The sequence below is a fragment of the Pseudomonas sp. A-RE-22 genome (genome assembly GCF_019956035.1).
In the GTDB taxonomy this organism is placed as follows: Bacteria; Pseudomonadota; Gammaproteobacteria; order Pseudomonadales; family Pseudomonadaceae; genus Aquipseudomonas; species Aquipseudomonas brassicacearum.
In genome coordinates, this window is record NZ_JAHBCZ010000001.1 from 28,135 (window position 1) to 42,018 (window position 13,884).

Genomic DNA, 13,884 nt, shown 5'->3' on the forward strand with positions numbered 1-13,884 from the left:
CACAAGGGAAGCGGCGCTAATTACTTCGCAGACTGAACCGCTGCGCCGAGTTTCTTGGCGGCATCGGCAGGGTCGGCTTTCGGGTCGTTGATGTAGTTGGTCACCACATCGAAGAACGCACCCTGTACGGCCAGCGTGGTCGCCATGTTGTGCGCCATGCTTGGCTGCAGGCCGCCGGACTTGGCGTCTGTCAGGAAGTCCTTGGCAGCGGTCTGGGCACAGGAGTCGAAACCGTACTTGGCCATGTCGCCGAGCATGTCGTTACGAACCGGGATCGAGCCTTTGTTGATGCTGAAGACTTTCTGGAAGTTCTCGCCCAACACGACCTTGGCGATGTCCTGCTGGCCAGCCGCAGTGCCCTTGTCTTTCTGCTTGAACACCGCCAGGGAGTCGATGTTGTAGGTGAAGGCCTTGTCGGTGCCCGGGAAGGCCACGCACTCGTAGTCCTTGCCGGCGACTTTCTTCGCCGCGGTCCACTCGCTCTTGGCCCAGTCACCCATGATCTGCATGCCGGCCTTGCCGTTGATGACCTTGGCCGCTTCAAGGTTCCAGTCCTGGCCCTTGCCGTCGGCGTCCATGTAGGTCGCGACTTTCTTCAGCTCGGTCAGCGCCTTGACCATTTCCGGACCGGTCAGCGCCTTGTTGTCCAGGTCGACCAGGGCTTTCTTGTAGCCATCAGCGCCCATGACCGAGAGCACCACGGCTTCGAATACGGTGCTGTCCTGCCAAGGCTGGCCACCGTGGGCGAGCGGAATAAAGCCCGCGGCCTTGAGCTTGTCGCCGGCTGCGTAGAATTCTTCGAGGGTGGTCGGGTTCTTGGTGATGCCGGCTTTCTTGAAGACTTCCGGGTTGATCCACAGCCAGTTGACGCGGTGGATGTTCACCGGCACGGCGACATAGTCACCGTCGTACTTCACGGTATCGGAGACTTTCTTGTCGAGCAGGCTGTCCCACTTCTCGGCTTTGGCAACATCTTTGAGGATGTCGGTGTCGAGCAGCCCGGTGGACGCCCATTCCTGGATGTCCGGGCCCTTGATCTGGGCGACGCCCGGTGGGTTGCCGGCCACGGCACGGCTCTTGAGCACGGTCATGGCAGTGGAACCGCCACCACCGGCGACAGCGCCGTCCTTCCAGGTAAAGCCGTCTTTTTCTACCTGGGCCTTGAGCACATCGACCGCGGCTTTTTCGCCACCCGACGTCCACCAGTGGACGACTTCCACGGAACCTTTGGATTCGGCGGCAAGGGTAGTGACAGGAAATGCTGCGACGGGAAGCAAGGAAGCAAGAGAAATGACAGTAGCGAGGCGAGAAATCGCATTCATCTAGAATTACCTTTCTTGTTGTTATGCATGCAAGTCTGGTGCTTGCGCTGCATGGATTCTAATCAGAGGGAATCCCTTCGCAGGTAACGAAGGGACGTGCAAATGTCACGACATGGTTACACAGGCGAAGGACTGGATAACCGCGCCAGGGCTGACGCCATGCTTGGTGCCAGGGGCAGGCGCGGAATCAGGACCGCCTGCCAGGCGTGATACAGGTCCGGCTTGCCCGACCAGATATCGGCGCTGGGGCAATTTTGCGGATCGAGTTCGTGATGCCAGCTGCCGTTGCAGCGGTCGATGAAATGTTTGTCACAGAACTCCCAGAAGCGCCGGTACCAGGCTTCGTACTTCGCCTCGTCGGTGCGCTTGAGCAAGGCGCTGGCAGCGGCCGCCGCTTCGGCGTGGACCCAGTGCAGGCGATGGCGAACCACGGCGCGGTTGTCCCAATCCAGGGTGTAGACAATGCCCGGCGCACCGTCGACGTTCCAGCCGTGACGGCAGTTCTGATCGAAGAGTTTTTGCGCATCCTGGGCCAGCCAACCCGGGGTCAGCATGCCGATCTGGACGCGCGCCGCTTCAAGGTGCAGCAGCAGTCGCGCCCATTCGAAACCGTGACCAGGGGTGGTGCCGTAGGGACGGAAACCATCGGCAGGGTTGTCCTGGTTGTATTCGCGCAGCGGCTGCCAGTGTCGATCGAAATGCTCCACCACCAGGTAGTCGTTGGCGGCGGCATGGGTGTGGATCACCCGTTCGACGATGTGCAGGGCGCGAGCCAGCCAGCGTGGGTCGTCGGTGGCATCGGCCAGTGCGAGGAAGGCTTCGGTGGCGTGCATGTTGCTGTTGGCGCCACGATAGGCCTCTTCCTCGCTCCAGTCGCGGTTGAAGGATTCGCGCAGTGCCCCCTCTTCTTCGCTCCAGAAATGCTCATCGATGATCCGCACCGCTTCGTCCAGCAACGCCTGGGCGCCGGGACGCTGGGCCACCACTGCGGAACTGGCCGCCAGGGCAACGAATGCATGCAGGTAAGCCGCCTTGCCCGCGCCGTCTTCACCAGGCCGCGTCGTGGCAAACCAGCCACCGTACTCGGCGTCGCGCAAGGGGCCGCTCAGCGCCTGGACGCCGTGGTCCACCAGCTCGGCAAACCCCGGCAGGCCCTGGATGTGGGCCATGGCGAAGCTGTGGGTCATGCGCGCAGTGTTCATGGTCTCGGCCCGGGCATCGGCCGGCAGGTGGCCGCGCTCGTCCAGGTTGCCGAAGCCGTCCGCCAGCTTCGACGCCTTGGCGAACGCCAGCAGCCGCAAGCCTTCGTCGGCAAGCCATTGCTGGTGGGCAGGGGCGTTCAGCCAACTGCTGAAGGCCGGTTGGAAGGTGTCCATTGGGTGGTACCTTTTTTGTTGTTTTGACGCAGGGAGTCTAAACAAGGGATGGCGAGGGGCAGGTAACGAAAGGGGCGAGTTATGTCACCAAGCTGTGACATTTACTTTGATGATCGTTCCCACGCTCTGCGTGGGAACGATCAGTCAACACGGCTGGCTACTCCACACTGCGAGGCAACTGCAACGTCACCCGCAACCCCCCTTCGCGCAGGTTCTGCAAGCTCACTTCCCCGCCATGGCTGTGGGCGATGTTGCGGGCGATGCCCAGGCCCAGGCCATAGCCTTGCTGCTGCCCGGCGAGGCGGAAGTGCGGTTCGAAGACCTGCTCCAGGCGCTGTTCCGGCACGCCGGGGCCTTCGTCGTCGACGTGCAGGATGAAGGCAGTTTCATCGTCATCGATGTGCAGGTGGGCGTTCTGGCCGTATTTCAAGGCGTTGTCGATCAGGTTGCCGATGCAGCGCTTGAGGGCCAGCGGCTTGCCGGGATATGGCGCCAGGGCCCGGCCATCCTGGGTCACCCGGCCGTTGCCGTTGGGCGCCAGGTAAGGTTCGACCAGGCAATCGAGCACATGATTGAGGTCCACCGGCTCGATGTTTTCGTGGATGTCGGTGTCCTTGACGCATTGCAGCGCGCCTTTGACCAGCAGTTCCAGCTCATCCAGGTCACGACCGAACTTGGCCTGCAGGTTCTCGTCTTCCAGCAGCTCGACTCGCAGCCGCAATCGGGTGATCGGTGTGCGCAAGTCGTGGGAGATCGCGCTGAACAATTGACTGCGCTCCGTCAGGTAACGGCTGATGCGTTCGCGCATGGCATTGAACGCCCGCCCCACCTCCACCACTTCGCTGCCGCCGCCCTCGGCCACCGGCTCCACCTCGGCGCCCAGGGACATGTCCCGCGCGGCCCGGGCCAAACGCTTGAGCGGTCGGCTCTGCCAGTGCACCAGCAAACCGATGAACAGCAATAACAAGCTGCTGGTGAGCACGATGAAACCGACCTGTTGCTTGGGCAGGTCTTGCTCTTCGAGGCTGGTGTAGGGTTCGGGCAGCAGCGAGGCGATGTACAGCCACTCCCCCGGCGCCATCTGGATCTGCGTGACCAGCACCGGCGGGTTCACCGGTTCCAGGGTCAAGGCGTAGTGAGCCCACGAACGGGGCAGCTCCTCGAGCTTGAGCCCGGCATTGAAGATCCGCAGGTCGTCGGGGCTCACAAAATTCACCGAGATGTCCGCGCTATTGCCCAGGGACCGGCGCAGCACGTCGTCCACTGCCTTGAGCACCGCCAGTTTGCGCGGCGTTATCGGCAGCACATCCATGCCCAGGGGCTTATCGTTGAGCGTCACGACAAACCGCGTGCCGCCCATGCTGCGCAACTGGTCCAGCACCAATGGCCGGTACGCCACTGGCAGCGAACGCAAATAACTGACGCTGGCGGTCATCGAATGGGCCAGGCTGCGGGCACTGGTGACCAGGCCTTCGAGCTGGGTGGCGCGCAGTTGCGAGACCCAGATCAGGCTGGACAGGGTCTGGGCGAACAGCACCACCAGCAAGGTCAGCAACAGCATCCGCCCCAGCAACGAGCGCGGTACCGGTACCCGTCGGGCGACTTTTTTGATCCAGTCAATGACCATTGCTGGCAACCACACTGGCCGCCAGCTGATAACCGCTGCCACGCACCGTGCGAATCAGCCGTGGCGGCTTGTCGGTATCACGCAGGCGCTGGCGCAGGCGACTGACTGCCATGTCGACGATTCGGTCCAGGGGCATCAGCTCACGACCACGGGTCGCATTGCCGATAGTGTCGCGATCGAGGATTTCCTGGGGATGATCGAGAAACAACTTGAGCAGGGCGAAATCGGCACCGGAGAGAATCACTTCTTCACCGTCGGTGTGAAACAACCGATGACTGACCATGTCCAGCCGCCATTCATCGAAGGCCAGCACTTCGCCGCCGGAGCGTTCCTGGCCGAATTGCGCCCGACGCAGCAGCGCCTTGATGCGCGCCTGCAATTCCCGTGGGCTGAAAGGCTTGCCCAAGTAATCATCGGCGCCCAGTTCAAGACCAATGACCCGGTCGGCCTCGTCGGAACTGGCGGTGAGCATGATGATCGGCACATGGGCCTGGCGTGGGTGTTGGCGAACCCAGCGGCAAAGGCTGAAGCCGTCTTCATCGGGCAGCATCACATCAAGGATCACCAGGTCGCTCGGTGCATCGTTCAGCGCCTGGCGAAACCCGGCACCGTCGGGTGTGGTCCGCACCTGGAACCCCGCACGGCTGAGGTAGGTGTCCAGCAGTTCGCGAATCTCCTGGTCGTCGTCAACCAACAAAATCGATTTGTTCACTGAACTCACGGGCCTCGTCCTTGTTGTTTGGATGGGGGCGATTATGCCTGATGGACATCGAGTTTTTTATCGCCTGTTCGGACCTTATCGCGAGCAAGCTTTGCTCCCACAGTGCTCCCCGCAAGATCAAGCACATCTTGTGGGAGCAAGGCTTGCCCGCGATGCAAGCGACGCGGTCTTAACTTTGCTCCAACGCCACACCCGCGCCCATCAGGCCCGAGTACGGCGCGGTCACCAGCCAGACCGGAATGCCCTTGAAGTAATCGCTCATGCAGCCCTTGTCGGCGAAGCAACGGGCGAAACCACTTTCGAGGAAGAAATCGGCAAACCGCGGGACCACGCCCCCGACGATATAGACACCGCCGCGCCCACCCAGCGTCAATACATTGTTGCCGGCCACGCGCCCCAGCCAGCGGCAGAACTGCTCGAGCACTTCCAGGGCAATCGGGTCGCCCGCCAGGCCGGCTGCAGTGATGGACTCGGGGGTGTCGAGTACCGGCACATGGCCGTCCACTGCGCAAATGGCCCGGTACACCCGAGGCAAGCCGCTGCCACTCAGGGCGGTTTCGGCGCTGACGTGGCCGATTTCGTTGTAGATGTGCTGCCACAGCTGGGTTTCCCGCGGGCTGCTCATGGGCAGGTCGACATGGCCGCCCTCCCCCGGCAACGCCGCGAAACGACCCTCGCCCAGGTCCAGCAGCGTACCGACGCCCAGCCCGGTGCCCGGGCCGATCACCACTGCCGGGCGCAACGGCTCCGGGGTGCCTTCGCACACGACCCGGTACTCATCGGGACGCAAGCAAGTCATGCCCAGGGCCATGGCCGAGAAGTCGTTGACCAGCAACAGCTTCTCCACCTGCAAGGTCTGGCAGAACGCCAGGTTGCTCAGGCGCCAGTGATTGTTGGTAAAGCGAAACTCATCGCCGCTCACGGGACCGGCCACCGACAGGCACACCGAACCGATGGCGCCCGGCTTCAGGCCCAGGCCACTGAGGTACACCTGAATTGCATCTTCCGGGCAGGCATAATCCGCCGTTGCCAGCACCTGGATGTTTTCCAGGGTGTGGTTTTTCCACAGCGCAAAGCGTGCGTTGGTCCCACCGATATCACCGACCAAAGCCAGTTTCAATTAAGCGTCTCCAGGGCAGAGGTGAAGGCGCTGGCGCCCTGCTCCGCCGAGCTGAAGGCCATGCGCATGAAACCGAACAGCTCGCGACCAGTGCCGATGTTGTTGCCCAACAAGCCCTTGGCCGGCGTGCGCGCGGCGAATTCCTCGGCGTCCACCTTCAATTCCAAGGTGCCTTTGACGCCATCGACACGGATGATATCGCCCTCCTGCACCCGGGCCAACGCACCACCGACATAAGCTTCGGGGCTGACATGAATGGCCGCCGGGATTTTCCCCGATGCGCCGGACATGCGCCCGTCGGTCACCAGCGCCACTTTGAAGCCACGGTCCTGCAATACGCCGAGGAACGGCGTCATCTTGTGCAGCTCCGGCATGCCGTTGGAGCGCGGGCCCTGGAAACGCATCACCGCGACGAAGTCTTTCTCCAGCAGGCCGGCCTTGAACGCGTCGGCCAGGTCCTGTTGATCCTGGAACACCATCGCAGGCGCTTCGACAACCTGGTTTTCCAAGGCCACGGCGGAGACCTTCATCACGCCACGGCCCAAGTTGCCTTCCATCACCCGCAGGCCGCCTTCAGACGAGAACGCGCGAGCTACCGGGCGCAGGATGTTTTCGTCGAGGCTTTCGATCGGGCCGTCGCGCCACACCAGCTCGCCATCCTCGAGGAACGGTTCCTGGGTGTAGCGGCTCAGGCCGTGACCGAGCACGGTGTTGACGTTTTCGTGGAGCAAACCGGCTTCCAGCAATTCACGGATCAGGAACGACATCCCGCCCGCCGCCTGGAAGTGGTTGATGTCGGCCTTACCGTTCGGGTAGACGTGACTCAGGGTTGGCACCACCTCGGAGAGGTCGGCCATGTCCTGCCAGGTCAGCTGGATGCCCGCCGCCATGGCGATGGCCGGCATATGCAGGGTGTGGTTGGTAGAGCCGCCAGTGGCGTGCAGCGCAACGATGGAGTTGACCAGCGAGCGTTCGTCGACGATTTCGCCGATAGGCATGAAGTTGCCGCTCTGCTTGGTCATGCGCGTGACCTGGAACGCCGCTTCACGGGTCAGGGCATCGCGCAATGGCGTATTCGGATTGACGAACGAGGCGCCCGGCAAGTGCAGGCCCATCACTTCCATCAACAACTGGTTGGTGTTGGCGGTGCCGTAGAAGGTGCAGGTGCCGGGGCTGTGGTAGGACTTCATCTCCGACTCCAGCAGCTCTTCGCGGGTGGCCTTGCCTTCGGCGTAGCGCTGGCGGACGTCGGCTTTTTCCTTGTTGGAAATGCCCGAGACCATCGGCCCGCCTGGCACGAAGATCGTCGGCAAGTGACCGAAGCGCAGCGCGCCCATCATCAGGCCCGGGACGATCTTGTCGCAGATGCCGAGCATCAGTGCGCCGTCAAACATGTTGTGGGACAGCGCCACCGCCGTTGAGAGGGCGATCACTTCGCGGCTCGGCAGGCTCAGTTCCATCCCCGCCTCGCCCTGGGTCACGCCGTCGCACATCGCTGGCGTGCCACCGGCGAACTGGCCGACCGAGCCGATTTCGCGCAGGGCTTTCTTGATCTGTTCCGGGAAGGTTTCGTAGGGCTGGTGGGCCGAGAGCATGTCGTTATAGGACGACACGATGGCGATGTTGGCGGCGTTCATCATCCGTAGGTGATGCTTGTCTTCGGTGCCGCAACCAGCCACGCCGTGAGCGAAGTTGGCGCACTGCAGCTTGCCGCGCATCGGACCGTCGCTGGCTGCACCGTGGATCAATGCAAGGTAAGCCTGACGCGTGGCGCGGCTGCGGGCGATAAGCCGTTCGGTGACCTCAAGAACGCGGGGATGCATGTGTAGAACTCCAGGCTAACGGGTGTGGCGACCTGATTGTCTATGCTGATCAAAAGCCCGCTGCACGCTGTGTAAAAGGCGAGGCGACAGACGGTTTCTTGACCATTCGGACCAGTTGATTCAGGTCACTCGTTGTAGATAAAACAAAATATTGCCACTAAAAAGGCTTGTTTTCTATTTTTATGCGAATAATCTTGTAATTCCAACAACAAATCGACGGCGGCGCAGTTAATGACTCTTAGAATCGCAATCAATGGTTTTGGCCGCATCGGCCGCAACGTCCTCCGTGCACTGTATACCCAAGGCTATCGTCGCGACCTGCAGATCGTCGCCATCAACGACCTGGGTGACAGTGCAATCAATGCTCATCTGCTCAAGTTCGACACCGTCCACGGCACGTTCGATGCCGACGTGCAGCACGATCACGAAAGCCTGACGGTCAATGGCGACCGCATCTCGGTCAGCGCCATCCGCAACCCGGCCGAACTGCCTTGGGCGGCTGAAAAAATCGACGTCGTGTTCGAATGCACCGGCCTGTTCACCGATCGCTCCAAGGCAGCCGCGCATATCAGCGCCGGCGCCCGCAAGGTGATCATCTCGGCCCCGGCCAAGGGCGCCGATGCCACCGTCGTGTACGGCGTGAACCACGATATCCTGCGCCAGTCCCACCAGATCATCTCCAACGCTTCGTGCACCACCAACTGCCTGGCCCCAGTGGCCCAGGTACTGCACCGCGAGCTGGGCATCGAAAGCGGCCTGATGACCACCATCCATGCCTACACCAACGACCAGAACCTGACCGACGTCTACCACAGCGACCCGTACCGCGCCCGTTCGGCCACGCAGAACATGATCCCGAGCAAGACCGGCGCCGCCGAGGCGGTGGGCCTGGTGCTGCCGGAACTGGCGGGCAAGCTGACCGGCATGGCGGTGCGTGTACCGGTGATCAACGTGTCCCTGGTCGACCTGACCGTGCAGCTCAAGCGCGAAGCGTCGGCCGAAGAAGTCAACGAACTGCTGCGCCATGCCAGCCAGCATTCGAAGATCCTCGGTTACAACACCCTGCCGCTGGTCTCCAGTGACTTCAACCACAACCCGCTGTCGTCGATCTTCGACGCCAACCACACCAAGGCCAGCGGCAAGCTGCTCAAGGTACTGGCCTGGTATGACAACGAATGGGGCTTCTCCAACCGCATGCTGGATAACTGCCTGGCGCTGTGTAACGCCGAGTAACTCATTGCTGGCCAATGTGGAGCGGGCCTGTAAGAGCAAACCCTGGGAGCAGGCCTGTGGGAGCAAAGCTTGCTCGCGATGACACCGTCACATGCAGCATCTGTGCTGGCTTTGAAATCGCTATCGCGAGCAAGCTTTGCTCCCACAGGTTTGCGCTCCACACAGGGTTTCGGCGTGATGAAATGAAGGCTTGACCCGCTCGACAGATGATAAGCATTATCATCTACTCGAACCAGATCGGGCCCTACCGTGAGTCAATCGCGCTTTCATCACGTCTTCCTCGCCCAGCGCACGCCGCTGCTGCGCACCCTCGAGCGCATGGTCAGCAACCCCAGTACCGCCGAAGACCTGCTCCAGGAAACCTACCTGCGCGTCACCCGCGCACTGGGCGAACGCACGGTCGAGCACCTCGAACCCTTTGTCTTCCAGACTGCCCGCAACCTGGCGCTGGACCATCTGCGCGCCCGGCGCATCCAGTCGCGGACCTTGCTGGATGACGTACCGCCGGAGGTCGTCCACAACGTCGTCGCCCCCCAGAGCAGCGCCGAGGACGCCGCCCATGCCCAACAACTGCTCGAGCGCCTGAACGTCAGCCTCCAGGCCCTGAGTTCGCGACAGCAGCAGATCTTCATTCTCAGCCGCCTGCATGGCCACAGTTACCAGCAAATCGCCGAACGCCTGGGCGTGTCCCTGAGCACCGTGCAAAAGGAACTGAAATTGATCATGGCGATCTGTGTGGGTGTGGCTGAACGTAGCCACGGCGAGCAGTGACCCGGCTCCACGCTTCAGGCCATAAGCTGCGCACACGCTTGCCACTTGCTGCGTACAGCTTGTAGCTTGAGCCCGTGCCGCTAAATACCGAGAACCGACTGTGACGGACAATCACCGCTCTGCCGAGCCCACTGCGACGCAGCAAACCGCCCATGCCATGGAGCAGGCGCTGGACTGGCTGATCCTGCTGGACAACCCCAGCGAGGAACAGACGCGGCAGTTCCACGCCTGGCTGGCGGCCGATCCACGCCATGGCGAGGCGTTCGCCCGGGCCCAGGCGATCTGGAACGGCCCGCAGGTGATGGAAAGTGCCCGCCAACTTGAAGCCACGCCCAAGGTCACCGCGCTGTCGCGCCTGCGCGCCCACTGGAAACCCCTGGCCACTGCCGCCGTGCTGTTTCTCGGCCTGTTCAACTTCAGCGACCTGCCCCTGCGCTTGCAGGCCGACCACCTGACCGTGGTCGGTGAGCGCCAGCGCTTGCAGTTGGAGGACGGCTCCAAGGTCCTGCTCAACACCGATTCGGCCTTCTCCAGCACGTTCAACGAGCAGCGGCAGGTGGCGCGTCTGTACAAGGGCGAGGCGTTTTTCGAAGTCCCGGGCAACCGTAGCCTGCCGCTGGAAATCGATGCAGGCCCGGTCATGGCCAGCGTCAGCGACACCACGTTCGCCGTGCGTTACCTCGACGGCGTGGCCCAGGTCCAGGTGCAGCGCGGCGACGTGGACCTGCGGGCCACCCGCAACGACACCCATGTGCGGCTGTCAGCCGGCGAAAGCATCCGCATCGGCCCCAACGGCTTCGACCGCCCGGCCCGGCTCGATGCCAACACTGACCTGGCCTGGGTCCAGGGTCGGCTGGTGTTCGAAAACCGGCCACTGAGCCAGGTACTGGCCGAGCTGCGACGCTATTACCCCGGCTGGATCATCAACAGTAACGAACAATTGGCCAACGTCGCTGTGACTGGCAATTACCGCCTCGACCAGCCACTGGACGTGGTCCGTTCGCTGGCCCATATCACCTCGGCGCGGCTCCAGGAGTTCCCTGCGCTGGTGATCCTGAACTAAATGAGAATTATTTTTACTCGATAGGCTCCGTTGATTCGTCTCGTTATAGCCAATGCAATTGATTCGCATCCAACGATGTGAATCTGCACCTATAACAGATGCGACACGGAGCGCTATCGATGTCCTCTCGCCTTACTTGCCGGTTTCTTGCCCCCTCTTGCACGTTGTCATTACTCACCGCTGCCCTGCTGATGGCCGGCACAGCGCCGCTCGTCCTGGCCGCCACCACCGTGCAACCCGCTGCACGCAACATGGGCGACTACAGCTTTGCCATCGCCCGGCAGCCACTGGTCTCGGCCCTGAATGCATTCACTGCGATCACCGGCTGGCAAGTCGGCATGCCGGCGGAACTGGCTGCAGGCGTCGCCTCGCCTGGGGTGAACGGCTCGCTGCCACCTGAAAAAGCCCTGGAGCGCCTGTTGGTGGGGACCAACCTGAGCTACCGCAAGCTGGGCGACAACAGCATCGTCCTGGAAAAACGCAGTGCCGGCAGCGCGCTGGAGTTGCAACAGGTGACCATCAGCGCCACCCGCCAGGAACAGGACATCATCAGCGTGCCGAGCACGGTCACCGTCCACGACCGCCAGGAACTGGACCGCAACAACGTCAATACCCTCAAGGACCTGGTGCGCTATGAGCCGGGCGTATCGGTGGGCGGCGCGGGCCAGCGCGGCGGTATCAGCGGCTACAATATCCGCGGCATCGACGGCAACCGGATCCTGACCCAGGTCGACGGCGTGGAGATCCCCGGCGGCTTCTTCAACGGCCCCTACGCCAAGACCCAGCGCAACTACGTCGACCCGGAAATCATCAAGCGCGTGGAAATCCTGCGCGGCCCGGCCTCGGTGCTGTACGGCAGCAATGCCATTGGTGGTGCCGTCAGCTATTTCACTCTCGATCCAGATGACATCATCAAGCCGGGCCAAGACGTTGGCGCCCGCCTGAAGACCGGCTACAGCTCCGCCGACGAGAGCTGGCTCAAGTCCGCCACCGTCGCCGGTCGCAGCGGGCAGTTCGATAGTCTGTTGCACTACAGCCGACGCGACGGTCATGAAACCGAATCCTACGGCAGCCACAACGGCACGGGCCTGGACCGCACCGCCGCCAACCCCGAAGACGTGCGCGCCAACAACGTGCTGGCCAAGCTCGGCTGGAACTACAGCGATGACTCACGCCTTGGCCTGGTCTACGAGAAATACAAGGACGACCGCGACAGCGACCTGAAAAGCGCCTACGGCGGCCCCTACGCCAACGGCCAACCGGCCATCCCCGCCTCTGTGCTGCCCGGCGGCATGTACCAGTGGCGCACCGGCAACGACACCATCACCCGCGAGCGTTTCGGCCTGGAGCACAGCTTCGCCCTCGACAGCCTGCTGGCCGATCACATGAAGTGGAGCCTGAATCACCAGGTCGCCAAGACCGACCAGAGCACCGCCGAATTCTACTTCCCCATCACCCGCCGGGTCCTGCGCACCCGGGAGACCCTCTATGAAGAGAAACAGTGGGTCTTCGACGCGCAACTGGACAAGGCCTTCAGCGTCGCCGACACCGATCACGCGCTGACTTACGGCACCACCCTCAAGCAGCAGAAAGTCACCGGCTCGCGCAGCGGCAATGGCGTGTGCCTGGCGGTCGGCGTCGGTTGCTCCGCGGTAGGCGCCATCAGCACCCGGGACGTGCTGGCAAAAGCCAGCGATTTCCCCGACCCGACCATCAACACCTACAGCCTGTTCGCCCAGGACCAGATCAGTTGGGACAAATGGACCTTCACGCCTGGCCTGCGCTACGACTACACCCGGCTCAAGCCGCACCTGACCGAGGAATTCCTCAACACCGTGGACCCCAGCGGCGGCGGTGACATCAGCGGCAAGAACAAGACCTGGCACCGCGTCTCACCGAAGTTCGGCGTGACCTACGCCCTGAGCGATGAGTACACCTGGTACGGCCAGTACGCCGAAGGCTTTCGCACCCCGACCGCCAAGGCCCTGTACGGTCGTTTCGACAACCCCGGCGCCGGCTATAGCGTAGAACCCAACCCCGATCTGGAACCGGAAAAAAGCAAGAGCTACGAGACCGGCCTGCGCGGCCGTTTCGATTCCGGCTCGTTCGACGTGGCGGTGTTCTACAACAAGTACCGCGACTTCATCAACGAAGATGCCATCACCCCCGGCGCCGACCAGTTGACCTTCCAGAGCAACAACATCGAGCACGCCACCATCAAGGGCGCCGAGGCCAGGGGACGCCTGGAACTGGACGTGTTTGGCGCACCGAAGGGCTTGTACACCCAAGGCTCGGTGGCCTACGCGTACGGTCGCAACAACGACACCGGCGAGCCGCTCAACAGCGTCAACCCGCTGACCGGCGTGTTCGGCCTGGGCTACGACCAGGACCGCTACGGCACTTTGCTCAGTTGGACCTTGGTCAAGAAAAAGGACCGCGTCGACGACAGCAACTTCAACTCGCCCGATGGCGTGAGCAGCCAGTTCAAGACACCGGGCTTCGGCATCCTCGACCTGAGCGGTTTCTACAAGGTGACCGACGATGTAACCGTCAGCGGCGGCCTCTACAACCTCACCGACAAGAAGTACTGGCTGTGGGACGACGTGCGCGGCTACGACAGCGTCGGCGAAGCGGCGGTGCTGAGCCCCGCCAACCTCGATCGCCTGACGGCGCCGGGGCGTAACTTCGCGGTGAACCTGATCTGGGATATCTGACTCGATTTGCCAGGCAAAACAAATACCTGTGATGAGGAGAGTCATGTGGGAGCAAGGCTTGCCCGCGATGCAGGCGATGCGGTCTTTCAGAGATCGAGGCGCCTGTTTCGCGAG

At 62.4% G+C, this 13,884-nt stretch carries 10 protein-coding genes; 4 read left to right on the forward strand and 6 right to left on the reverse strand.

What is annotated here, in order from left to right:
* Positions 1-20: 20 nt before the first annotated feature.
* The 6 genes from KGA89_RS00145 to edd form a co-directional block, all read right to left on the reverse strand.
* A complete protein-coding gene (locus KGA89_RS00145) occupies positions 21-1,322 on the reverse strand; it encodes an ABC transporter substrate-binding protein (RefSeq protein ID WP_038859552.1) in 1,302 nt (433 codons plus the stop codon).
* 116 nt (positions 1,323-1,438) lie between these two features.
* Positions 1,439-2,698: an AGE family epimerase/isomerase gene (locus tag KGA89_RS00150; protein ID WP_223470157.1), complete on the reverse strand. Its 1,260-nt coding sequence runs from the start codon at positions 2,696-2,698 to the stop codon at positions 1,439-1,441.
* Between the two features lie 157 nt (positions 2,699-2,855).
* Positions 2,856-4,325: an ATP-binding protein gene (locus KGA89_RS00155; protein WP_223470159.1), complete on the reverse strand. Its 1,470-nt coding sequence runs from the start codon at positions 4,323-4,325 to the stop codon at positions 2,856-2,858.
* Positions 4,315-5,046 (reverse strand): response regulator, encoded by a 732-nt coding sequence (locus KGA89_RS00160; RefSeq protein ID WP_003184616.1) that lies wholly within the window; start codon positions 5,044-5,046, stop codon positions 4,315-4,317. Before KGA89_RS00160 ends, KGA89_RS00155 begins: the two co-directional genes overlap by 11 nt.
* 169 nt (positions 5,047-5,215) lie before the next feature.
* On the reverse strand, positions 5,216-6,166 hold the full coding sequence (locus tag KGA89_RS00165) for a glucokinase (protein WP_003198527.1): 951 nt from the start codon (positions 6,164-6,166) through the stop codon (positions 5,216-5,218).
* Positions 6,163-7,989: a phosphogluconate dehydratase gene (gene edd / locus KGA89_RS00170; RefSeq protein WP_003198525.1), complete on the reverse strand. Its 1,827-nt coding sequence runs from the start codon at positions 7,987-7,989 to the stop codon at positions 6,163-6,165. Before edd ends, KGA89_RS00165 begins: the two co-directional genes overlap by 4 nt.
* 231 nt (positions 7,990-8,220) lie before the next feature.
* Here edd and gap point away from each other — a divergent pair, with 231 nt between their 5' ends.
* The 4 genes from gap (at position 8,221) to KGA89_RS00190 (ending at position 13,770) form a co-directional block, all read left to right on the forward strand.
* Positions 8,221-9,222 (forward strand): type I glyceraldehyde-3-phosphate dehydrogenase, encoded by a 1,002-nt coding sequence (gap, locus tag KGA89_RS00175; protein WP_003198523.1) that lies wholly within the window; start codon positions 8,221-8,223, stop codon positions 9,220-9,222.
* Between the two features lie 249 nt (positions 9,223-9,471).
* Positions 9,472-9,993 carry an RNA polymerase sigma factor gene (locus KGA89_RS00180; RefSeq protein ID WP_003198520.1) on the forward strand — a complete coding sequence of 174 codons (522 nt, stop codon included), beginning with the start codon at positions 9,472-9,474 and terminating at the stop codon, positions 9,991-9,993.
* 100 nt (positions 9,994-10,093) lie between these two features.
* Positions 10,094-11,056, forward strand: a complete 963-nt coding sequence (locus KGA89_RS00185) for a FecR family protein (RefSeq protein WP_223470161.1) — start codon at positions 10,094-10,096, stop codon at positions 11,054-11,056.
* A gap of 119 nt (positions 11,057-11,175) precedes the next feature.
* Entirely contained in the window at positions 11,176-13,770 is a 2,595-nt protein-coding gene (locus KGA89_RS00190) for a TonB-dependent receptor (RefSeq protein ID WP_223470162.1), read from the forward strand.
* The last annotated feature ends 114 nt before the right edge of the window (positions 13,771-13,884 follow it).

Coding starts and splice junctions, on each gene's coding strand:
- KGA89_RS00145 (WP_038859552.1), bottom strand. CDS start 1,322: ATGAATGCGATTTCTCGCCTCGCTACTGTCATTTCTCTTGCTTCCTTG.
- KGA89_RS00150 (WP_223470157.1), bottom strand. CDS start 2,698: ATGGACACCTTCCAACCGGCCTTCAGCAGTTGGCTGAACGCCCCTGCC.
- KGA89_RS00155 (WP_223470159.1), bottom strand. CDS start 4,325: ATGGTCATTGACTGGATCAAAAAAGTCGCCCGACGGGTACCGGTACCG.
- edd (WP_003198525.1), bottom strand. CDS start 7,989: ATGCATCCCCGCGTTCTTGAGGTCACCGAACGGCTTATCGCCCGCAGC.
- gap (WP_003198523.1), top strand. CDS start 8,221: ATGACTCTTAGAATCGCAATCAATGGTTTTGGCCGCATCGGCCGCAAC.
- KGA89_RS00190 (WP_223470162.1), top strand. CDS start 11,176: ATGTCCTCTCGCCTTACTTGCCGGTTTCTTGCCCCCTCTTGCACGTTG.